Source organism: Brevibacillus invocatus, assembly GCF_003710915.1.
Taxonomy (GTDB): Bacteria; Bacillota; Bacilli; order Brevibacillales; family Brevibacillaceae; genus Brevibacillus; species Brevibacillus invocatus.
Window position 1 is genome coordinate 170581 of record NZ_RHHR01000008.1, and the last position, 23235, is coordinate 193815.

At 48.6% G+C, this 23235-nt stretch carries 20 protein-coding genes and 1 pseudogene; 2 read left to right on the forward strand and 19 right to left on the reverse strand.

Translation table 11 applies throughout. The annotated features are described in order from the left end of the window. Positions 1–13: 13 nt before the first annotated feature. From EDM52_RS04485 to EDM52_RS04525, 9 genes are all read right to left on the reverse strand, one after another. Complete coding sequence (locus tag EDM52_RS04485; protein ID WP_122907838.1) at positions 14–883, reverse strand: MurR/RpiR family transcriptional regulator; 870 nt, start codon at positions 881–883, stop codon at positions 14–16. A 63-nt stretch (positions 884–946) separates the two neighbouring features. Continuing rightward, on the reverse strand, positions 947–2413 hold the full coding sequence (locus EDM52_RS04490; RefSeq protein ID WP_122907839.1) for a M81 family metallopeptidase: 1467 nt from the start codon (positions 2411–2413) through the stop codon (positions 947–949). Positions 2414–2627: 214 nt separating this feature from the next. Continuing rightward, positions 2628–4049 (reverse strand): D-alanyl-D-alanine carboxypeptidase/D-alanyl-D-alanine endopeptidase, encoded by a 1422-nt coding sequence (gene dacB / locus EDM52_RS04495; RefSeq protein WP_183184828.1) that lies wholly within the window; start codon positions 4047–4049, stop codon positions 2628–2630. Between the two features lie 10 nt (positions 4050–4059). Further along, positions 4060–5061: an ABC transporter ATP-binding protein gene (locus tag EDM52_RS04500; protein WP_122907841.1), complete on the reverse strand. Its 1002-nt coding sequence runs from the start codon at positions 5059–5061 to the stop codon at positions 4060–4062. After that, complete coding sequence (locus EDM52_RS04505) at positions 5058–6056, reverse strand: ABC transporter ATP-binding protein (protein ID WP_122907842.1); 999 nt, start codon at positions 6054–6056, stop codon at positions 5058–5060. The genes EDM52_RS04500 and EDM52_RS04505 overlap by 4 nt, the downstream gene beginning before the upstream one ends. 39 nt (positions 6057–6095) lie before the next feature. After that, positions 6096–6992, reverse strand: a complete 897-nt coding sequence (locus EDM52_RS04510) for an ABC transporter permease (RefSeq protein ID WP_122907843.1) — start codon at positions 6990–6992, stop codon at positions 6096–6098. A gap of 107 nt (positions 6993–7099) precedes the next feature. Beyond that, the gene (locus tag EDM52_RS04515; RefSeq protein WP_122907844.1) at positions 7100–8020 is read right to left on the reverse strand and encodes an ABC transporter permease; all 921 of its coding nucleotides are present in this window, start codon (positions 8018–8020) and stop codon (positions 7100–7102) included. 44 nt (positions 8021–8064) lie between these two features. Next, positions 8065–9645, reverse strand: a complete 1581-nt coding sequence (locus tag EDM52_RS04520; RefSeq protein ID WP_245996513.1) for an ABC transporter substrate-binding protein — start codon at positions 9643–9645, stop codon at positions 8065–8067. Positions 9646–10136: 491 nt separating this feature from the next. Next, positions 10137–11114, reverse strand: coding sequence for a P1 family peptidase (locus tag EDM52_RS04525; protein WP_245996514.1), 978 nt, complete (start codon positions 11112–11114; stop codon positions 10137–10139). A gap of 433 nt (positions 11115–11547) precedes the next feature. Between EDM52_RS04525 and EDM52_RS04530 the strand changes: the two are divergent. Beyond that, positions 11548–11774, forward strand: a pseudogene (locus EDM52_RS04530) (VOC family protein). Between the two features lie 216 nt (positions 11775–11990). Here EDM52_RS04530 and EDM52_RS04535 read toward each other — a convergent pair. The 4 genes from EDM52_RS04535 to EDM52_RS04550 form a co-directional block, all read right to left on the reverse strand. After that, complete coding sequence (locus EDM52_RS04535) at positions 11991–13511, reverse strand: tripartite tricarboxylate transporter permease (protein ID WP_122907845.1); 1521 nt, start codon at positions 13509–13511, stop codon at positions 11991–11993. A 19-nt stretch (positions 13512–13530) separates the two neighbouring features. Next, entirely contained in the window at positions 13531–13974 is a 444-nt protein-coding gene (locus EDM52_RS04540; protein WP_183184830.1) for a tripartite tricarboxylate transporter TctB family protein, read from the reverse strand. Positions 13975–14105: 131 nt separating this feature from the next. After that, positions 14106–15152 carry a Bug family tripartite tricarboxylate transporter substrate binding protein gene (locus tag EDM52_RS04545; protein ID WP_183184832.1) on the reverse strand — a complete coding sequence of 349 codons (1047 nt, stop codon included), beginning with the start codon at positions 15150–15152 and terminating at the stop codon, positions 14106–14108. 24 nt (positions 15153–15176) lie between these two features. Further along, the gene (locus EDM52_RS04550) at positions 15177–16481 is read right to left on the reverse strand and encodes an FAD-dependent oxidoreductase (RefSeq protein WP_122907848.1); all 1305 of its coding nucleotides are present in this window, start codon (positions 16479–16481) and stop codon (positions 15177–15179) included. A 231-nt stretch (positions 16482–16712) separates the two neighbouring features. Here EDM52_RS04550 and EDM52_RS04555 point away from each other — a divergent pair, with 231 nt between their 5' ends. After that, positions 16713–17606 carry a LysR family transcriptional regulator gene (locus EDM52_RS04555; protein WP_122907849.1) on the forward strand — a complete coding sequence of 298 codons (894 nt, stop codon included), beginning with the start codon at positions 16713–16715 and terminating at the stop codon, positions 17604–17606. A gap of 70 nt (positions 17607–17676) precedes the next feature. On the opposite strand, the gene EDM52_RS04560 is transcribed toward EDM52_RS04555, so the two are convergent. The 6 genes from EDM52_RS04560 to EDM52_RS04585 all read right to left on the reverse strand — a co-directional run bounded on the left by EDM52_RS04560 (position 17677) and on the right by EDM52_RS04585 (position 23226). After that, positions 17677–18630 (reverse strand): aldo/keto reductase, encoded by a 954-nt coding sequence (locus EDM52_RS04560; RefSeq protein WP_122907850.1) that lies wholly within the window; start codon positions 18628–18630, stop codon positions 17677–17679. Positions 18631–18665: 35 nt separating this feature from the next. Next, positions 18666–20183 (reverse strand): tripartite tricarboxylate transporter permease, encoded by a 1518-nt coding sequence (locus EDM52_RS04565; RefSeq protein WP_122907851.1) that lies wholly within the window; start codon positions 20181–20183, stop codon positions 18666–18668. A 16-nt stretch (positions 20184–20199) separates the two neighbouring features. Further along, positions 20200–20706 carry a tripartite tricarboxylate transporter TctB family protein gene (locus EDM52_RS04570; RefSeq protein WP_122907852.1) on the reverse strand — a complete coding sequence of 169 codons (507 nt, stop codon included), beginning with the start codon at positions 20704–20706 and terminating at the stop codon, positions 20200–20202. An 8-nt stretch (positions 20707–20714) separates the two neighbouring features. Further along, positions 20715–21785, reverse strand: a complete 1071-nt coding sequence (locus EDM52_RS04575; RefSeq protein WP_122907853.1) for a tripartite tricarboxylate transporter substrate binding protein — start codon at positions 21783–21785, stop codon at positions 20715–20717. A 126-nt stretch (positions 21786–21911) separates the two neighbouring features. Beyond that, on the reverse strand, positions 21912–22352 hold the full coding sequence (gene aroQ / locus EDM52_RS04580; protein ID WP_122907854.1) for a type II 3-dehydroquinate dehydratase: 441 nt from the start codon (positions 22350–22352) through the stop codon (positions 21912–21914). 10 nt (positions 22353–22362) lie between these two features. Continuing rightward, the gene (locus EDM52_RS04585; protein WP_122907855.1) at positions 22363–23226 is read right to left on the reverse strand and encodes a sugar phosphate isomerase/epimerase family protein; all 864 of its coding nucleotides are present in this window, start codon (positions 23224–23226) and stop codon (positions 22363–22365) included. Positions 23227–23235 lie beyond the last annotated feature (9 nt).

The window sequence follows — 23235 nt, forward strand, 5'->3', positions numbered from 1 at the left end:
ACCTGTTCACTTTTTATTCTTTTTGTTGAAAGAATGGGTAGAACTGCTCGCTGGTCTGGTCATAGCGCTTGATTCGTTTTTGTACCTGCTCCCGATCTGCCTGGGACACACCGCTGACGAGCACGTTCAACAGCGTAAAAATAGCAGACATTCCTTTCAAAGTAGCCGGAGAAGGCGTAGAGACTTTGAGCAGTACATCTGCAACAGGACCAAGCGGTGACAAATCATGATCCGTAATGCCTACTATCTTCGCTCCTTTTTCTTTGGCTGCCTTGGAAAAGAACAGCGTCTCCTGCAAATAACGGGGAAAGTACAGAACGATGATCAGCCAGTCTTCATTGGCTTCCGATATCAGATAATTGGCATCGTCCACTTGCCCTCTGTAGAGATGCGTATCTCCCCTGACAATATTTAAGGCATAGGCTAGCCAGTAGGCCGGTGCATAACTGGTCCGCCCTCCCAGCACGACGATTTTCTTCGCTTTGATGATAGCCTCAACTGCCTGATCAAACACGCGGCGGTCCAACCCATTCAAGGTTTTTTGGATAAAAGCCAGGTCCTGTTCCATCGTAAATGAGATGACATCCTCGCTATCCTTGTACTCATAAGCAGAGTCGTGGAAAGTTTGCACAATGTTCTCACGAATCACCGGAAACAACAGCGACTGGCGGATTTCGTTTTGCAGTTCGCTATATCCTGAGTAGCCAAGAGAATAACAGAGGCGGATCACGGTAGTCTCACTGGTTCCGGTCATGGACCCGATTGCTTTTGCTGGATGAAGAGCAACTTGATTCGGCTCATCGAGTAGGTATTTTGCTACTAATTTTTGCTGGTTCGTCAATTGTTCGTATGATTTGCGAATTTTCTCCTGCAAGCTCTCCATCGAATCACCTATTCCAATAAATATGGCCTTTCTATTAAAATCGTTTCTTTCTATCAGGTTGGATTAGCGCGTGACAGCATCCAGCGGATAGACGGGCCTGTTCAAGCGTTTGTAGTCAAAGGATTGGAAATTCAGCGTAGTCAGTCCTGGTGAGTCTACCGTAATGATCTGGGCGCTTATCGGTTCAAAGCTAGCACGGAAATGCTGGCTGGACTTCAGCGAAACAATTTTGTACTGTGTGACATCGATGCCGTGTAGAAGGAAAATTTGTTCATCGAGCACCTGTGTTTTCACCGAGCAGACGAGGATATCGACACCATTGGCCTGCAAGCGTACCGACTTGCCCAGATGGACGGGGGAGCCTTTGCCCATTGGCGAGGAGGTGATGAACGAGCCGTCTGTCAGTGCTTTTACATACGCCTTGAGCTTGATCGGTTCACCGTGCAGCTTATCCGTTTTGCCACCAAGCTCGACCTCGATGGTAGCCCCTACTCCTTTTTCATGAGCAAACGCAGCCACTTCTGGATCGTAGATAAAGCCAAAGCATGCGTCTTTCAGATCTGCTGCCAGCATGGCACGAAGCAGGTAGGTTCCATCTCCAGGCGTCCCTCCGCCCGGATTGTCGGAGGTTTCATTGATGACGACAGGGAACGCGTTCGCTGCTTTCGCCAAGGCCAATCCTTCTTCTGGAGAAAGAATGTTCAGTGAAAACTCCTCTCTTTTTTCCCAGATCGCATTGGCTACATCTTCTGCCGCTCGCTTTGCCAATTCAGCATCGTTGTTGGTCACGGCTACGACCGTAACGCCTAATTCTGGAATATCCGTGTAGGGAAAACCGTGGAAAAACGCACAGTCCACCACCCCTGGTTCTTTTTCCCATTTGTAGCAGACTTCGTTGATATCTTTTGCTGGGGAGAGATTCGTGGTAGAGGTCGGAACGATCAATGGGAGTTTAGCCCGATACATGCGTGGAACGAGTGAGCCGTTCACCATTTTTTCTGCCAGCTCTACAGCTTCCAGTCCGCGTTCATAGCAATCTGTATGCGGGTAGAGATGAACCCCCAGCAGGATGTCAGCCTCTGTGATCATCTCCTCTGTGATATTTCCATGCAAGTCAAGTGTCACGATCAACGGAATGTCATAGCCTACCTGCTGACGAACGGATTTGATCAGGGCTCCTTCCAGGTCATCGATGCCTTCTGCGACCCCTGCACCGTGCAGAGACAGGCAGATCGCATCTACCTTGCCAGCTGCAGCGATTCCCGAAAGCAATTCGTCCAGAAGCGCGTCATAGGTTTCTTTAGTGATAGTTCCTGCCGGATACGCACTGGCAGCAAACGCCCCTACGACCTCAATTCCGCGCTGTTCCGCTGCATCGACCATCCCTCCAAGAAAATCGCGAACCCCTCTATGCGCGTTCACGATCTCTTCCCCTCTCGTCCATTCCCACAGTTCAAACAGGTCCCTCGTAGTCGGGACATTCGAAAACGTGTTCGTTTCGTGCATGACCTCCGCAATTACGATTCTCAATGCTCTCTCCCCCTGTTTTTCATAGTCAGAACATCACTGAAGTCTACACTTTAAAAAATTATGTTTTTTGAAGTTATAACTCTAGTTAGATTATATGCCCAATAATGGGATTAATCAATATGAACTTTCTGAAAAATTAAAAAATAAATTTTTCCAATTAAAAAGAGCCCCACAGCGGAGCCCCTTCCAATTCTATCATTCTTCTATCCGCTTCTTATGTGGCAAAGCTATCTGCCAGCGCCAACAAAATCCGATCCTCCTGCGCCTTCAGGTAATCTGTCTCGCCTGGATAGCGATTGCCCATAATCGAAAAAACAAGCCTTTCGCCGGATGGCATCGTGGCGTAACCGGATAAACCGCTGACAGAGGTCAGCGTACCTGTTTTGGCTTTTACCTGTTGAGAGAGAGGACTATCAGTCAAACGAGACTCCAGTGTTCCATCCACCCCAGAAATAGGGAAAGAATGGAGCAGGCTTTCATACTCCGCTTGTGTGGTCATTGCCTCCAGCACCGTCAAGATTTGCCGTGGGGATACAAGATTGTACGGACTTAATCCCGAACCATCGCGCAATTCAAAGCGACCTTTTACACCCAATTCCTCCAGCGTCTCACGTACGACCTCGATACCCGCAGTCGCACTGCCTTCTCCTTTTACAATCGCGCCCATCGTCTTCAGCAGCATTTCCGCGTAATGATTATCACTCGTCTTGTTCAAATGCTTGGCGAATTCCTTCAATGGTGCAGATTCCAACGCTGCAATTCGATTCCTGTCTTTTGGCTCTACACCCCCCACAACCTTGCAATCAGGTGCCAGAAGGACTCCTGCTTCGGCTAATGCTTCTTTCAGTACCGTTCCGACGTAGAAAGGCGGATCGTCTACAGTCACCGAATGAGAGACTTCCTCCCCAAGTGGTAGATTGCCCTTTACGATAATGCTGTTCGTTCCGCGTTTCCGCTTGATTTCCAGCGTGTTTGTCTCTTCTGCTGAAGCCGTCCTAGCTTCTGATAGAATCTCTACATAGCTGGTATTTGGCAAAAGGGCAAGCTCGACAGCATCCCCCACTTGTGCCCCCGGACGAGCCTCTACCAGAACGGTTCCGCGATTCAGCGACAGAGGACTGGTCTGGGCACTGTAGTATTCTGATTCATAGTCCCACGCCCATCCATCTCCGAGGCGTTGTTCATCAAAATAGGACGTATCCACGATGATGTTCCCCGTAAGCTGTCGGATGTTTTTTTCCGTAATGGCCGCCACGATTTGCGCAATAGACACGCCGTCATGAACTTGAAATGGCGCGCCGGAATGAAGGGTTGGGTCACCAAAGCCCTTGATCACCAGGTCGCCTGATAGCACCCCATCATGATGCAGCTCTCCCGCATAGGAAATCTCCGTTTGATAGCGGAAATCCCCACCCAGTCTTTGCAGTGCGGCCAAGACTGTCAAGATTTTGGTATTCGAAGCCGGGGTAAACAACTTGTCTGCGTCGTGCGCAAACAGTACCGCTTGATCCCCTTCCCGATCAAGGGATTTGACCATGACACCAATAGAGGCACCAGTCAGCTCGACTTCCGATACAATCTGATTCAGTCGATCCTGCAGGGTGTGGATGGTGCTTTCATCATAGGATTTTGCCAAGCTTAACGCCTCATTTCTCTGTAGGGTTGGGATGAATGTCGCGATCGTAGAGATGACAGCTAACGAAGTGACCGGGTTCTGCTTCGATCTCGCGCGGCTTCACTTTCTCGCATACTTCCATGCGAAATTGGCAGCGCGGATTAAAGTAGCAGCCTGTAGGAGGAGAGATGGGACTCGGAACGTCTCCCTTCAAGATAATCCTCTCTTTTTTCATATCTGGATCGAGTGACGGAATCGCCGACATCAGGGCTTGGGTGTACGGATGCAATGGCTTCTGGAACAATTGCTTCTTGCCTGCTTGCTCCACCATTTTCCCGAGATACATGACGCCGATGCGGTCACTGACGTGCTTGACCACACTGAGATCATGCGCGATAAAGATATACGTGAGCTCGTACGTTTTTTTCAAGTGCTGGAACAGGTTCAAAATCTGTGCTTGAACAGAGACATCCAAAGCTGACACTGGCTCATCCGCAACGATCAGCGAAGGATTGACCGCGATGGCCCGCGCGATTCCGATCCTCTGGCGCTGACCGCCGCTAAATTCATGCGGGTAACGCCCGGCGTGCTTCGGGCTTAATCCGACATTCACCAGCAGGTCGGTCACCATCTCTTTTCGCTCTTTTGCATGTTGACCGATCTGATGCGTCGATAGAGCTTCTCCCAGAATCGACTCAACCGTCAATTGCGGATTTAGCGAGGCATAGGGATCCTGGAAAACAATCTGGATGTCGCTTCGCAGCTTTCGCAATTCATTCTTTGACAAATCCGTTACTTCTCGGCCTTTAAACTTGACCGACCCAGAAGTGGGCTCAATGAGTCGCAGGATGCTCCTGCCCATGGTGGATTTGCCGCATCCGCTCTCCCCGACAATCCCCAGAGTCTCTCCTTTTTGAACACGGAAGGAAATATCATCTACTGCCTTGACGAATAGGCTGTTCTTGTTGAAAAAACGATTGCCAACAGGAAAGTATACCTTCAGCTCTTTTACATCCAGCAGGGCATCCGTCATGCGATCACCTCTTGATTCTCATACAGCCAGCACCTGACCCATTGTTCTCCTCGCTCGAACAATGGCGGATTCTCCAGATGACATTTTTGAAAAGCTTGTGGACATCTCGCATAAAAAGGACAGCCTGTCTGAATCACCCCGAGATTGGGCACATTCCCAACGATCGGAACCAGTGGCTTGTCGCTATCGTCATTCATATCTGGCACCGAATTCAGCAGTCCCACCGTATAGGGATGCTTGGGCTTTTTAAGCAGCGTACGCACATCTGCCTGCTCGACAATTTGTCCGTAATACATCACCATGACGCGATCCGCCATCTCCGCAACGACTCCCAGATCATGGGTAATCAGCAGGATTGCGGTATGAAAATCCTTCTTCAGCTCGTTCATGAGCTCCAGGATTTGCGCTTGAATCGTGACATCCAGTGCTGTCGTCGGTTCGTCGGCAATCAGCAGCTTGGGAGTGCAAGCCATTGCCATCGCGATCATGACCCGCTGCCTCATGCCGCCAGACAGCTGATGCGGATACTCGTCCATGATTTTCTCAGCGCGAGGAATTCCGACTTTTTTGAGCATCTCAATTGACTTTTCCTTGATTTCTGCCTGGGACAGGGAGGAGTGCAAATAAATCACTTCCCCGATCTGTTTGCCTATTTTGTGCACAGGGTTCAGGGAGGTCATCGGCTCTTGAAAAATCATCGACATGGTATTGCCACGGATGGAACGCATTTCTCGCTCCGAAACTTTGTTGAGATCCTTCCCCTCAAAGAGGATTTTCCCTTCCGTATAGCCTGCATTTTTCGGAATGAGCCTCATCAGCGAAAGGGAGGTCACACTTTTCCCACAGCCCGATTCGCCCACTACGGCCAGCGTTTCCCCTTCTTTGATGGTCAGGTTCAGGTCTTTTACGGCTTGAATATGACCGCCGTTTTCCGCCTTGAAGTGAATATACATATTCTCCACTTTTAAAAGCTCTTTTTCTTCTGTATTCGCCATGATCTACGCCCCCTTCTTCGTCTCATGAACATTCCACGATTATTTCATTCTGGGATCGAGAGCGTCACGCAATCCGTCTCCTAATAAGTTAAAGCCCAGGACGACCAGCATGATTGCCAGTCCTGGAAAGAGCGTCATCCACCAAGCCTGGCTCAGGAATGATTTGCCTACAAAAACCAATGCCCCCCACTCCGGGTTGGGAGGTTGCGCACCCAGTCCAAGGAAGCTCAGGGCTGCAGCGGCCAGGATACTGACACCAAATTGCAAAGTCGCCAAAACGATGATGGGAGAAGCAATATTCGGCAGGATATGGCGGAAGATAATCTTCCAATCCCGTACCCCCAATGCTCTCGCGGACTCGATGTACTCCTTTTCACGAACAGCCAGTACAGAGCCCCTGACAACCCGGACAAAGGAAGGGATGACCGATATGGCTACGGCGATCATCGCATTGGTCAAGCCGACACCGAGTACAGCCACGATGGCAATGGCCATCAAGAGCGATGGGAACGCCAAAAGGATATCCATGAGCTGCATAATATAGAGGTCCAGTCTTCGGTAATAACCGGCGATCACGCCTAGCAATACACCGACCGTACCGGCAATCGAGACGGCGACGAGCCCCATCAGCAGGGAAACGCGACCGCCGTACAGGATTCGCGTGAAGATGTCCCTGCCGAATTCATCGGTTCCAAGCCAATGCTCTGCACTCGGTGCCTTCAGACTCTCATCAAATCTCATCTCGTTCACCGGGTAACTCGTTAGGAGAGGCGCACATATGGACGTGAGAATAAAAAAGAGCAAAATCGCTCCACCAAACATCGCACCTTTGTTCTTCCGCAGTTTTTTCCAGGCCATACCAAAGAATGAAAGGGATGCTGATCCCAGCTCCTCCGGAACGACTGGCTGCAGATTGCCTTCGGTTTTTGTCATCATCTGGTTGAACTCCCCTCCGAGATGTGTAGTCCAACTATTCCTTCCACGCCAGGAGATTGACAAGCTGGAAAAAGTTGCACCAGCTTGTCACTCCTGTCGAGCAGCATTTAATCGTAGCGAATACGCGGATCGAGTTTGGTATAAATCAAATCAACAACTAGATTGACGATGATAAACAGGAACGCCATGAACATAATTAAGCCTTGCACGGTAGGAATGTCACGGGTCGCAATGGCGGATACGATCAGGCTTCCCATACCAGGAAGGGCAAAAACGGTTTCCGTCACGACAGCTCCTGCCATCAATGCGCCAAACTGCAAGCCGATCAGCGTCGTTACTGGAATCATCGCATTCTGCAGGCTGTGCTGAATGATCAATCGATACAGGTTGGCTCCTTTTGCCTTCGCCGTGCGGATATAATCCTGCTTGATGACCTCCAGCATGCTGGAACGAGTCATCCGCGCAATATTCCCCGCTGTTCCCAAGCCCAGTGTGATGGATGGCAGGATGAGCGAGTAAAAGCCTTTGTAGCCCGATATCGGAAACAATCCCAGGTGATAGGCGAAAAACAGGATCAGGAACAAGGCGATCCAAAAGCTCGGTGCCGATATTCCGATCAAGGAGATGACCATGGCGAGCTGATCGAAGATGGTATTCTGGTTCATCGCCGCAATGATCCCGATGATGATCCCGAATATCGAGCCAAAGATGATACTGTACACCGCTAGCTGAGCGGTAATGGGAAATCGGTTCAAGATCTCTTCCATGACGGTATAGCCCGTCACATAGGAGGTACCCAAATCACCCTGGAATACGCCTGCCATATAGCGGAAATATTGCATCGGAAGTGGCTTATCCAAGCCCAATCGACTCTCCAAATCGGCAATCGATTCCTCGGTCGCGAAGTCTCCCAGGATATACCTCACAGGATCACCAGGGATGAGATGGAGCATCATGAAGACCAAGAGAGATACACCGATGAGTGTTACGCCCATTGTCAATAATCGTTTGAGAAGGTAAGACGGCAATCTAAGCCCCCCTAGACATAAGAAACTTCAAGTACGTGCTGTAATTATTCGGTTACCTCTACATCCTGCCAGATAATTCTGTTAGAGATCGGATGCTTCTTGAAATTTTTCAGTCCGCGTGTCGCTGTGATGCTCTCACGAACAAAGAGCGGTACCCAAGGTGACTGTTCAACCAGGAATTCCTGTGCCTCTTCGTAAATCTTGAAGCGTTTCTCCGGATCCATCTCGACTCTTCCTTTTTGCAAGAGAGCATCGAGTTCATCGACTTCATAGTGCAAGCGAGTGGATTTGCCTTTACCGAAGAGCAGGAAGTACAAGATATCCGCATCGAACCAGCCATAGCTCCACAAGATCATTTGGTGGGAGCCTTTTGGCGTTTGCTCGATAATCGCAGCCGACTCCTTCACAGTCAATCTCACATCAATGCCGATCTCTCTTAACTGATGCTGCAAAATTTGGGCTACCCGCTGCATGGCAGGTTCATTTTGCACCCACATTTCTACCGAGAAGGGCTTGCCATCCTTCATCACAATGCCTTCTCCGTTCTTCTCGGACCAACCCGCTTCGGCCAACAGCTGCTTCGCTTTTTCTTTGTCCTGTGTATACTTTTGACGTGCTTTTTCTTCGATGGCTGGGCTATGTCCATTGACCACCTCTGGCAGAGGACCGAATACTGGCTTCGCCGCACCTCTCATCGTATTTTGGATAATCGGCTCGCGATCGACAGCCAGAGCAATGGCCTGACGCACTTTTACATCTTGGAAAATAGGCAATTTATTGTTCCAGCCCAAGTAGGTCATGACATAGTCAGACACTCTTTCCAGTTCCACGCCCGGCTCTTTTTCCAGCTCCTCGATATATTGGAACGGAACATCCAGCAGGACGTTGACCGAGCCCTTCTTGAACTCCAGGATTCGGGTCTCATCATCAGGAATGAAGCGGAAGGTCACCTTGCTGAAGCCCGGAGTTCCCTTTGCTCCCCAATCCGCTTTCTCAAACGGTTTGTAGACAACTGAATCTCCTCGTTTGACCTCTGTCAGCTGGAGCCGACCAGCAGCACTCGCATTTTTGTCGAATCCTTCACCCTGTGCATCCAAAGTCGATACGTCCAAGGGAGCAAGGTAAGCCGAGGTAGCATTGCTGAAGAACGGTGCATACGGTTCGCTCCAGGTAATTTTGAACGTGGTTTCACCCAGAACCTCGATTTTTTCAATGGAACCTGCATTTGTTTTAAAAGGCGATTTTTCGAGGAATCGCTCAAAGGATTTCTTGACTGCTTCGGCATTAATCGGTTTCCCTGAATGGAAAACAGCATTTTCCTTCAATTCAAACGTAATCTCTTTTCCTCCATCTGCAACCTTGTAATCTTTGACTAACCCTGGAACAATCTCTCCATTCAAATCTCGCTCGAAAAGTGTGGCGTACAAATGTTCAGTCGGTTCGCCAATCGATGAGGTTTTGTGAATATCCAGAGAATCCGGTTCCGTAACAGCGGCAACCACGATCTCCCCTTTCGTCAGTTCCTGACTAGGCTCTGGATTCTCCTGACTCGCTGGAGCGCAGCCCGTAAAGAGCAGGGATGCAATCACCGTTGGGATCAGCCAAGATTTGGTTCTCTTTTTCATGTTCATACCCCCGTTTGCAGATAGAATGAATAGGATGAATACCACTTGCATGAAAACCATTCTGTTCTCTTACAAACCAAAGCTGTTTTCTTTTTCCTCCTTATTTTTATTAGATTATTCTGTATATTGATAAAAATAGTACTTTTAAAACAATTTTAAATCCAATAGGAAACTCTCATGAGGATATAAAAAATAGTAATAGGGGACATAAAGCGAATGGAAGGAATAAAAAAAAGCCCAGCACTACTGGGCTGGACATCATTGAAGATGAATGTGGTGGGCACCCTCTTAATCAGTTGAATAGCCATAAAAATGTATTTTATATACTAAATTTTGCATAAAATTACAAAAATCCAATGCTATTCAAACAGCGTACACCATTCTATACCCCAATCGAAGGTATTTTAAACGATGAACTCTCCCAATCCCACAATCCCGAGATGTGAAAAAGCATGAAGACCTACTCGCCCTTGCGAATAGGCATCAGCTTTTTATGTAAGATCCCGGTAAGCCGGAAGCCCTTCAGCTCCCTCAGCTGCTTTGATAGCATTCACGACTGCAGCCGCCAATACTTCTGCGGACAAGGTCCCCACGAGATTGACGGAAGCGTCTACTCCTCCAGTCGCAACAGCAAAGACCGTATCGCCATCGTTCATGGTATGGACGGGGAAAATCGTTTTCGCTAGGCCGTTATGCGCCATTTGGGCTACTTTGTTAGCCTGGGTCTTGTTCAGATTGGCATTGCTTGCGACTACCGCAATCGTCGTATTCGTTCCGCTCGGTACCGGAGGCGAAGCCTGCTCGATCATCCAGGAAAGCGCATCACGAATTTTTCCAGAATCATCGCGTGCTCCAGCTAAAATCTCACCGGATACAGGGTCCTGTACCTGTCCCACTGCATTGACTGCAACCACCGCTCCCACCACCAATCCGTTAGGCAGCTGAATCGATGCGGAACCAAGCCCCCCTTTCATCGCTCGCTTTCCACCAGCAAGCTTTCCGACTGTTGCGCCTGTCCCTGCCCCTGCATTTCCTTGTTTGACCGGATCCTTGCTGGCTATTTTGGCGGCTTCATAGCCCATCTGCTGATCCGGTCGAATTTTGGCGCTGCCAAAGGACAGGTCAAAAATCACCGCAGCAGGAACGATGGGGACAACTCCCACCCCGACATTGTGACCGATCCCCTGCTCTTCCAGATAACGCATGACTCCGCTTGCTGAGTCCAAACCATACGCACTGCCGCCAGTCAATACGATGGCATTTACCTTTTCCACCATATTGATGGGATTGAGAAGATCCGTTTCTCTCGTTCCAGGAGCCGAGCCGCGAACGTCTACTCCACAAGCCGACCCTTTTTCCAGCACCACTACGGTGCAGCCCGTCATGGCGCTCAAGTCCTGCATCTGCCCAACTTTTACTCCAGGTACATCCACGATGGTACCGCCTGTCTTGAATAGGTCTCCCGACATGGGTGCTGCTGCTGCGACATTCGTGCCTTGTGCTTCTTCTGCTCTCGCAGCACTGACACCGATTAGACTGGTCGGTACAGCAGCCGCTAAGCCCAGCATGGCCGCTTTTGTTAAAAATTCTCTGCGTGAATAAGCGCGGGCGTCTGCCCAATCAGCCTGATCATTGCCATGATCGCTATGTGCTGGACTCACGGATATAGACTCTTCGAATGACTCTTTCCCAGTATCGCCTTTCATCAACGTCCCACCTTTTCGACAGATTTAACAACATTTTATTATTATTTGAATATTTAGTCTATTTAATTCAGTAGACAAAATCTTTCATAAACTACCGATTATTCGCCTTCTTTCCTTTCAAAACATCTACTTTACAACTATGTTTAATAGGGTTTTTAATAAAGGAAATAATCTACAAAGAGATGAGGCGGAATACATGGCCAATAAGCGCATGGATCACGTGGGAATGGTAGTGAAAGATTTTGAGAAAGCGATCGCGTTCTATCAAACGGTGGTCGGGTTTGAACTCAAGGGAAAAATCACCCACACCAATGGCTCGGAGCGCAGTTCGTAGACAAAGAAATCGTCACTCTGCCAAATGGCTACCGCTACTTTTTCATTTTTGGCCCGGAAGGTGAATGGGTCGAATTTTTTCAAAGATAAGCTAGCGTTCATGATCCTCTGTGACCGCCACATCCATACAAAGATCAGAACCCCCAACTCCATGAGAAGTTGGGGGTATTTCGCACCAGCGCTATTCGTTGTGTACGGCTATTCGCGATTGATCCGTCATACGAGCTTGACGAAGCAGTCTCTTCATTCATCCACCTGATGCGATCGTTTACAGCGCAAGTGGGAAATGGGAAACGCTGTACATGATTACTCCGTGATCTCTACATCAGAGCCCACAGCATCCTTTACCCGTGATTTTGTCCGTCTCATCATCACAATAGAAAGGACGAACAGAACGATGGCTAACAGGAAGATGGTCAATGAAATCGGTCTTGTGAAGAAGATAGCAAAGCTTCCTTTCGACATCGCCATAGACTGGATAAACGATTTTTCAAACATGGGTCCCAAAACAAAGGCCAAGAGCAATGGAACGACCGGCCAACGATATTTGTTCAGGAAATAGCCAATGACACCAAAGATGATGGCGATAAAGACATCGAACAAGCTGTTATTGATCGAATAAGCCCCGACAAAGCTGAGAATCAAAATGACAGGTCCCATGATGCCATAAGGGATTTTGGTCAATTTCGCCCACAGCCCGATCAACGGCAAATTCAAGACCAGCAGCATCACGTTGCCGACGAACATACTGGCAATAACTGCCCATACAAATTCACCGTTCTCTTCAAACAAAGTAGGTCCTGGCGTCAGCCCGTTAATCATGAAGCCCGCTAACAGAACGGCTAATGTGGTTGAGCTTGGAATCCCCAGAGCAAACAAGGGAATAAAACCCGATGAGCTGGTTGCATTATTCGCCGCTTCAGGGGCCGCAACCCCTTTCATTTCACCATGACCAAATCTTTCAGGGTGTTTTGATACTTTTTTCTCCAGGTCATAGGCCAAAAAGGTTGTAACGGCTGCGGAGCATCCCGGCAAGAGCCCCAGGAAAAAACCGACTAAACCTCCACGGAACATCGCTCCGGAATTCTCGCGTATTTCCTTGAACTTGGGATAAATGTTGGTAATTTTGCCAACAGCAATCGATTTCGTGTTCTCTTCCATTCCTTTGATAACTTCCGAAATGGCGAATAAACCGATCACGACGCTGATGATATCGATGCCTGCTTGTAATGGCTCGATTCCGAAGCTGAAGCGCACCTGACCACCGGTAAGTCCAACCCCTGTCATGGAGAGCAAATAGCCAAAGAGTCCCATGATCAAGCCTTTGATCAAAGACGCGCCAGCCAAATTGACGATGACCGTTAACGCCAGGAACATCAAGGCAAAATATTCGGGCGAACCGAATTTCAATGCCTGATCAGCAAGCAGAGGAGCGAAGAAAACAAGGCCAATGACACCCATCGTTCCGGCTACAAAGGAACCGATCGCGGCAATGCCAAGCGCCGGTCCACCCCTGCCTTGTTTGGCTAACGGATACCCATCCAAGGATGTAGGAACAGCAGATACCTCACCTGGAATATTGAGCAAAATGGCGGTAGTCGACCCCCCGTACATGGAGCCGTAATAGATCCCCGCCAACATGATAATCCCTTCTGTCGGCCCAAGAACGGTGGTGACCGGCAGCAATATCGCAATGGTGGAAGTCGGTCCAAGACCCGGCAGCATGCCTACTAGCGTGCCAATCAACGCTCCCCACAGAGCCATCATGATGTTCATGGGTGATAAGGCAACCGAAAATCCGTCTAGCAGTAAGTTTAAAGTTTCCATTTACAAGTCACCCCCTGAATCACAAGTTGAATATCCCAGCAGGGAATGGCATATCGAGCCAGTAGACAAATACTGCGTATACACATACCGTCTGAATCGCAGAGAAGATGACCGATTTACGAAAATTGTAGGAACCGATAATCCGAAATAACGCGATGGAAATGATAAAAGTTCCGATGGCAAAGCCTAGAAAATAGAGTAGAACACAATAGCCCAATAAAACGCCAAAAATGCCGATAATTTTCCGCAGCATTTGACGGTCAGGGAATTCAACTTTAAAACTTTGCCCTTTTACAAAGACCGCGAGTAAACCAAGCACGATCAATCCGATCCCGATCACGCCCGGCATGATGTGATCCCCGACGTAAAAACTCAACCTGGTAGGGTATAATCGAAAAGCTTCGTAGAGGGAAAGCCCACCAAAGATGATGCTGATCAAACCTCCGACACGATCGGCCACCATAAGCTTGCTCCTTTCCAATCGTTCCGATGCCAGCCAGATTCCTGACAATGATCATATTTGCAAAGAGGGATAGCGTCTACCCCTCCTTGCAAAATGACAGTGGAACTTGAACTTGTACCTTTACTAGAACACTACTGTTTCTTAGGGATGTTCAAGGTTTCAGGGCTTACTTTCGCTGCACCTGCATCTTGAAGCAGCCAAGCAGAGATCGACTGCTGTTCGCGCCAGAACTTCTCCGCCTCTTCCCCGCTGATGCCCATCGGGATAATTGCCAAATTTTTCAGCAATGCTTGATAATCGGCATCCTTGGAAGCTTCTGCGAATGTTTTTTCCAACGTTTGCTTGACGTAGTCAGGCGCTTCTTTTTTCACCCACACGCCATAGAACGGTCCCCATGGCATGTACTTCGACATAGCTGGCAATTCATCGGTAATGGCTGGCACGTCTGGAAGCTCTTCTACCTTTGCATCGTTTACGACAGCCAGGACGCGAACCTTCCCGCCTTTCGCGTTTTCGATTGCCTTCGACAAGCTGACGATCGATACGTCAATATGGTTACCGAGCAGCGCTGTAACGATTGGGCCTTCACCATCAAAAGGAACCATGTTGAATTCAACGTTCTCACTCTGACTGATCATTGCGGTTACCATGTAGGACAGTCCGCCCGGTCCAGTCGTCCCCATTTTAATATCGGCAGGATTTGCCTTTACATCATTCATCAGATCGGTCATGGTTTTGTATTTCGAGCTTTCGTTTACAGTAATGGCAGCCAACCCGCGGCCCATGATGTGAACGGGATAGAACTCCTCAAAGCTGCGCTCTGAAAGCTGAAGTACACCATATACAGTCGGGTTTTCTGCAGCGAACAGCAAGGAATGGCCATCTGCTTCTTTGTCAAAAACGTACTTAGTTCCTACAGTGCCTGTCGCACCTGGTTTGTTCGTGATGTTAATCGATTGACCGAGCTGTTTTTCAGCGACTGTGGCAATCGCTCGCGCCACCAGGTCGGTCCCTCCACCTGCTCCGAAAGGAACGATACCCTCGATCTGTCTCGTCGGATATTGTGGCTGGCCGCTATCTCCCTGGCCGCTGCTGCATGCCGACACGAGAAGCATGCTCGTCAGCAAGCAAAAGGCTGCTCCCTTTTTCCAAAATGAACGCTTTTTATGTTTGAACATGAACATTCTCCCCCTAATCAATCCCTAAATAATGGCGCCTTGCTCGCGAAGTTGCTTCTTTAATTTGCTTGTATCGATATCTTTCAGCAGTACCTGATCCTGCATGCTCAGCGCACATGCGACCCCTGCCGCTTGTCCGATCGCCATGCAGATGGCCATGACTCTTGTGGAGGCATTGGCAAAATGTGTGGTGGAAATCGATCTTCCTGCGACAAGCAGGTTATCGACATTCCCAGGAATCATCGTCCGATATGGAATCTGGTAGTTTTGCTTCAAGTAAGTCTTGATGGTCCTGTTCTCGGCAGCATCGTGATATTCGACTGGCCAAGCCCCCCAACAAATCCCGTCCTCAAACGTGGCTCCCTGCATCACGTGTTCCTCTGTCAGAACAAAGTCAGCTACAATTCTTCTCGACTCTCTGACGCCGATTTGCGTAGCGATTTCACTCAAATGAGAATCCTTGAAGCCAGGGACCTTATCTCGCAAAAACTTGCTGTACTCCACACTGGATCTTCTACCCTCGATTTCGGCTTCTGTCAGTTGTTTGGCATCGATGGCTGAAAAAGAGATCCAGTTCAAGTTGGCAATGACCGAATTGCCTACGGCAGATTCCATATAAACCCCTGAAGTCCGGGTAAACGCATACTCGCTCTTGTCAATGCTTGCTTGCGCCAAATCCTTATATTGCTGACGGGTGAACGTCCTTGCTTCCGTGAAATCGACATCTCCCATTTTAAAAATGGTCGTCGCTGCTTGTACCTGCCCTGTTTCATTGCCAATTACATAAGGGGCGTCTACCATCGGTATAACGTCTGCATCTCCCGTACAATCCACAAATTTTTGAGCGAATACGCGGAAGACTCCCTCTTTGTTCGTAATGATAGCATATTGGATGTTTCCGCTTTCTTTTTTCACGCCAATGACTTGTGTATGCAGCAGGAGCTGGATCTTCTCATAATGGGCCAACAAGCGGTCAATGGCGACTTTGAGTAAGTGATGGTCGCACGTATCTGCCCGATGCTGCCCAAAATCAACGCCTTCATTCGCTCCGCCCAGCTTGCCGAGCTCCAGGAACAGCTCGTCTCTTACCCCGCCGATAATCTTGCTTTCTTTATCAGCCGAATAAGCGCCGCAAATCGTGCTCACTGCGGCGGTAGTAGCCATTCCGCCGAGAAAACCGTATTTTTCGATGAGAAGCACTTCCGCCCCGCATTTAGCTGCTCCTACAGCTGCCCCAATCCCGGCGAAACCGCCGCCCATCACCAGGATCTCCGTATGCAGATCGCCGCCGTATTTAAAACCCAACTCCGTTACTGCCGATTCAAACATTGTGTCTGCCACCTCATGTCTATACCTTTAGTAAAATTTCTTCACTCACCACTTACCTGATGCTTATTTGCCACCTCCTGATTGTCTGCGAAAATAAGCGTTTTCATTTTCACTATTAATGATCAAAAATTTCATGAATTAAGAACAGTATCGCCCTATTATTTATAAAATTCAATCTGTATAATCAAAGTATTAATAAGTAATAACCATAAATAGAAAGCTGGTGTCCTTATGGAATTGCATCAGTTACAGTACGTCATTGAAATTGCCAGGCACAATCATTTTACACGTGCGGCAGAAGAGATCTGTGTCTCGCAGTCAACACTCTCTCAGCAAGTGACGAAATTAGAGGAAGAACTGGGGGTCAAGCTCTTCGATCGGACGACCCGTACGGTCAGGCCCACTCCGGCAGGAGAAGAATTTATCTTTTATGCGAAGCGAATCTTGTCGGATATCGAAAGAGCCAAAAATCGGATGCAAGAGTACGCGGGTCTTTCAAAAGGGAAAATCAAAATCGGTGCGATCAACTCCATGAGCAATCTGGCCAATATCATCGTGAACTTTCAAAAGGATTATCCTGGCTTGAACATCATGATTGTGGAGGAAGGAAGCTACAAACTGTTGGAAATGCTGCAAACGCTCCAAATCGATATCGCCATCATTACCCCTCCTGTAGAAATGAATCTGCAAACAACAGCTGATATTTACGAGCTGATTGATGATGACCTGGTTCTCGTAACCCCCAAAAATCACCCTTTGGCCCAAAGAGACAAAATCGACTTGGCCGAAGCAGCCCAGGAGAAGTTTATTTTTCCGAGTCGAACACACAGCGCGTACAATTTAGCCTTGCAAGCTTGTCGAGACGCCAATTTTGATCCGGATATCGTTTGCGAAAGCAGCAGCCTGTACTCGCGGTTTGACCTGGTCAGCAAAGAGATGGGGGTTTCCCTCGTCTCCTCCAAAGGAGTGAAATCGAGCGACAACGATAAGGTTTCTACCATCGCATTGACGAAATCGATCAAAAAGCCGACCGTTCTCGCCTTGCTCAAGCATACCTACCACCCCCCAGCCGTTATGGCTTTTCGGGATTATATACTGGATTCTGTATCCTTCAAACAAGCCTAGATCAAACAATACCCCCAACCGGCAGCAAGGTTGGGGGTATTTCACACTAGCGCTATACGTTTTCGTACGGTCATTCGAGATTGATCCATCTGACTTCCTCTTCACTTAATGGAAGCTCCAGTGCGACGAAGCAGTCTCTTAATTCCTCCACATTTTGCGGTCCTATTACAGCGCAAGTGGGAAATGGCTGATTCAAGACATAAGACAGGGCGATGTGATTCGCGGTATAACGGCTTCCTTTTTGTGCTGCCAATTCTTTCGCCCGCGAAAATCGCTCCCAGTTTGCTTCACTGTAGTATACACGTACCATGTCAGGGTTGTCAGTGATGTCGGGTGCAAAACGACCCGTAAAGAAGCCACTCGCCTGTGACGCCCAGGACAGCATCGGCATTTGCGTCTTTCGATGCCACTGCTCGTATTCCTGATCGATATAGACCGTTCCAGGCCACCTGGGTTCGTTCGCTTTCGCTAGGCTGAAGGATGGGCTGTTCACCAGCAAGCGATGATATCCTTTTTGATCCGCATACTGATTGGCTTCCTCGATTCTCTTATAGGACCAGTTCGATACACCCGCCCGTCTGATTCGACCAGCACGGATATGATTCTCCAGCATGTCCATCAATGCATCTACAGGAACGGCAGGATCATCCCGATGCAGCATGTACACGTCTACATAGTCTACTTGCAGCCGCTCCATGCTTTCTACCATGTCTTTCGTGATTTCCTCCGGATTCACCCTGTTCACAGATGCATCGTGAGTCCCATCCTCAGCCACAAAATGATGTCCGCCTTTATCTACAATAACCATCTGTTCACGGTTGTTTCGCGCTTGCATCCAGCGCCCGATCATTTGTTCACTTTTTCCCCGGTTATAGAGATTAGCGGTATCGAGCGTGTTGCCACCAAGGGCAACGAACGTGTCCAGCATCTCAAACGCAACCTGTTGATCGGTAGACAGACCCGATGTTCCCAGAATGAGCTTCGAAAAGGATTTGTCCAAACCAGGGACGAAGATCGTTTTCACTCTTTACCACCTCCTTGCATCTTAGCACTCTAACCTTAGACATCAGCTGATTTTTTCGAGAATTTCTGGAGCAGTTGGCCCTTCACTTTTTTATAGAGGGCAGTCTGCGAGAAAAGGGTAAACAGAACGAAGAGAGTCAGGATCAAGCTGATCGGATGGATAAACAAGCTGGATACGAAGCCCCAGATGCTGCCTTCCTCAGTAATAATCGCTCTTCGCAAGTACACATCCATCTGTGGACCGAGAATAATCCCCAAGACCATAGGTCCAGTCGGGAACTTATACAGTCTCAGCAAGTAACCGATTACCCCAAAGACGATCATCCAGTACACATCTGCGACACTATTGTTAATCCCGTACGAACCAATAACGGTAAAGAACACGATGATCGGCATCAATACGTATTTAGGGATCAAGATGACTCTGGCGAAGAAAGAAATCGCAGAGAGTCCCCAGATAACAATGAAGATGAGGGAAACGAGTGCAGCACCCAGAATGATCCAGAACAATTCAGGGGTTTCCACCATTAGCATCGGACCTGGCTTCAAGCCGTGAATGGTCATGGCACCGATCAAAACCGCGGTAACCGCATCCCCCGGAATCCCCAAGGTCAGCATCGGAATCATCGCGCCACCGTTTGTAGACATTACTGCTACTTCTGGTGCGACCAGGCCTTCATAGGCACCTTTACCAAATGGACGGGTCGGATTTTTTACTGTCTTTTTGGCATGGTCATAGGCGAGCAAGGAAGAGATTTCCCCACCGGCACCGGGCAGAATGCCGACTACGACACCGATAATGGCTGTACGAATAGTGAGAGGCAAAAACTTGATCAGATAGATGAGTGGAGGCAGAACTTTTCCAATAATGACATCCGCTTTGGTTTTTCCGAGATTGTGCAGCTGAATCAAAACTTCCGACAATCCAAACAAACCTAGCATACACGCGATATAGTTAATCCCGCTTTTCAACTCCAGATTTCCAAAAGTAAAGCGTTCTACACCGGTAAGGGAATCCATCCCCACCATTCCAAGCGTTACACCTACACCTGCCACGAAAATGGCTTTGGCCATCGAGCCTTCGCTGAGTCCACCAACCAAGAGCAGGCCGAGGAACATGATCAGGAAGTAATCGCGTGCAGCAAATCCCAAGGCAAGCTCACCCAGAAACGGAGCTGCTACCCCGAGGCACAAGAGTCCGATCGCGCCACCAATCACCGCGTAAATCGTCGTAATCCCGATGGCGACCCCTGCTTCTCCTCTTTTCGTCAACGGATATCCGTCAAAAGTATGTGCCAGCGAGGAAGCTGAACCAGGGACGTTGATCAGAATAGAAGAGCGCGCGCCTCCGTACACTCCGCCATAAAACACGGCAATCATCGTCACGATCGCGGGAATCGTTTCCCAGGTATAGGTCAAAGAAACTAGAAGGGTAACTGCCATCGTAACAGACAGCCCAGGCAAAAGTCCTTTCACGACACCAAAAAGGGTTCCCAAGGCGATCAGGATCAGCAGTTGAATATCCATGAAGGGTACTAGTATCTGATCTAACATGCTAAACACTCCTTAACTAGGGAAACACAATGTGGAAGACATGGACGAACGTATAATAAAACGCTACCGAAACAATCAGGGAAACGATGAAGCTGCGAAGCATTTTTTCTCTGCTGAGCAGAAGCATCGATCCAAAGAGAAACAAGAAAGAGAGAACCATGAAATTGATATAATTCATCAGGATGGCGAAAAGAACAACGAGGGCAGTGAATAAAATCAATCGAATATTGATCCCTTTTTGGGTGATGTTCTCTTTTTCATACATCTCTTTCTCAGGTTCTTCCTCGTCGTTTCCTTCAACCGCTACATGCTGCTTCGTCTCTTCTTGCGCAGAAGAGGGAGATTGAATCCCTCTTCTGGCAATCATAAGAGCACTAATGAGCATGACAACGCCAACTAACGCAGGAAAAAAGGAAGGAGAGGAAGGGTCAAATACATCCTGTTCTTCGATGTTAAACGATAACACTACAACTGCAAGACTGATTACAATCAGGAGTGTAGAAATATATTTTCCCGCTACCATGTCATCACCTAATTCTTTTTCTCGATGTTCAAATCAGCCGGACTTACTTTTGCAGCTCCTGCATCCTGCAGCAACCAAGCCGTAGTCGATTGCCAATCCATCCAGTATTTCACGGCTTCGTCACCCGAGATCCCTACAGAGATCGCACCCGAGTTCGACAGGAAGTCTTGGAAATCTGGATCTTGCTGTGCCTTAGCAAAAACGTCTACCAAATATTTTTTCACGTCATCCGGTGTATCCTTTTTCACCCACACGCCATAGAAAGGTCCCCATGGGAGGTATTTTTTCATATCTGGCAATGTTTCTACGACTGCTGGAACATCTTTCAGCTCGTCGATTCTCTCGTCGTTGATTACAGACAGTACGCGAACTTTTCCTGCTTTGGCATTCTCAATCGCTGCAGGCAATCCCAGAACAGTTGCATCAAGGTGTCCGCCGAGCAGTGCAGTCAGTGAAGGTCCGTCTCCATCAAATGGAACCATGTTGTACTGGGTATTCGTTACAGTACCGAGCATCGTGGTGACCGTGAAAGGCAGTCCTCCTGGTCCAGTAGAAGCCATTTTGACTTTGCCAGGGTTTGCTTGTGCATCCTTGATCAGGTCATCAAGCGTTTGGTATTTGGAATCCCCCGGAACAACCACTGTTGCGATCCCGCGAGCCAGGATGTTTACAGGGTAGAAATCTTTGAAGTCCACATCAGAAATCTTCATGACCCCGTAAAGCGCAGGATTTTCTGCTGCAAACAGCAGGTTGTGTCCATCGGATTTTTTATCGTTAACATACTGTACGGCAATGGCGCCAGTCGCACCTGGTTTATTCGTCAGAACGAGGGAGTTCCCCAAGTGTTTTTCAGCCAAAGGACCGATTTTGCGTGACATGGTGTCCAACGCTCCACCTGCTCCCCACTGAATGACACCGGTTACAGTACCTGTCGGAAAGTTGGTGGTGCTTTCTTGTGGTGCGCTCGCATTTCCTTGAGGTGCGCTGGAATTGCTAGCATTACTTGCTGGTTGGGAACCACATCCCGCCAACATCAGCATACTGAAAGCGATTACAGAAATAGCTGTCTTGCGTAACATACATTTTCCCCCTTCATTTTTATTTTTAAATATTTTTAAAAATTTTTATAAATACTATTATAGTATAGAATCGACATTTTTCTACTTCTAAAGTAAATATTTTATTGATAAGATTTACTTAACTGATTATTCCTCGATCGACGCTACAGCTGCTCTCAGACCTAGCAGGTAGCTTTCGACCCCGAAGCCGCAAATTTGGCCTTTTGCGATCTCCGCAAATACAGAGTGATGGCGGAACTCTTCTCTGGCGTGGATGTTGGACATATGAATTTCAATGATCGGAACCGTAAGAATGGCGAGTGCATCACGCAGGCCGTAGCTGTAATGCGTCCATGCGCCAGCATTGATGATGACGGCATCCTTCTCTTCCTGATAAGCCTGGTGAATTCTCTCTACCATCTCTCCTTCATGATTGGAGTGATAGCACTCGATCTCGACGCCCAGCTCGTCAGCCAGCCCTTTCAATTTCGCATTGATCTCATCCAGCGTGACCGTGCCGTATTGCTTCGGGTCCCGCTTGCCAAACATGTTGTGATTGATTCCATGCAGCATCAATATCTTTTTCATATCGCTTCTCCTATACTTCAATTAGTTTTTTTTTATCGGTCGACAAAGACTCTTGATTAGTGCGCGGGTGCTTTTCAAAATACGCCTTCGCTGACTCCAGGCATCGGCGGGCAAATTCCTCGTAGCCCAGCTCCTGAGATCGTTTGGTGTTCGGCAATTCTATGGAGTATGGAATCTCCGGGATCCGGTTTACCACACTCGCAATATCGATGCCGCCCTCCCCTACATACAGGCGTGCCTCGCGGAGAATGCGCGTCATTTCCTCCTTGGCGGTCGGAATCTCGACTGGCGCATCGCACAGGTGGAAGAAACGGAACCATTCACGTGGGATGGCGTCCAGATCCTCTACTTTATCGCCCGAGCGATGGAAGTGATGCATGTCGAGCATGACACCTGCATTGTCTCGCTTGACTGTATGGAGGACATCAAGTACACCTGCAAGCGTGGATACGCTGGCGATCGGAACGAATTCCAGCTCCACCGTCAGTCCCAACGGTTTTGCCAAATCGCACAGCTCCGCGAAGCGCTCGACGGCAAAATTGCGGTCATCCGTCCAGATACTGCTCAAGACATGACGCCCCCCCAACTCGGCAGCCGCTTCCATCGAAGGCAGGTAGCGCTTTGGATCTACGCCATCGTAAATCCTTGCCAATTCGATGTCGAGCAGCTTGATGCCCGTGTCGGAAAGCGCTCTCTTTGTCTTTTGCATCAACTCCTTATTATCAGCAAGCGAGTAGTTTGGTTCGCCAGGAAGACCCATGTAAATGGGTCTTAAACTGACGAAGTCATAACCAGTTCTTGCCGCGATTTCAATCATCTCGTCCGGTGGGCAGCCTAGCACAGTCAGATACGCTAAGGAAAATTGCTTCGCCACTTGGTTATT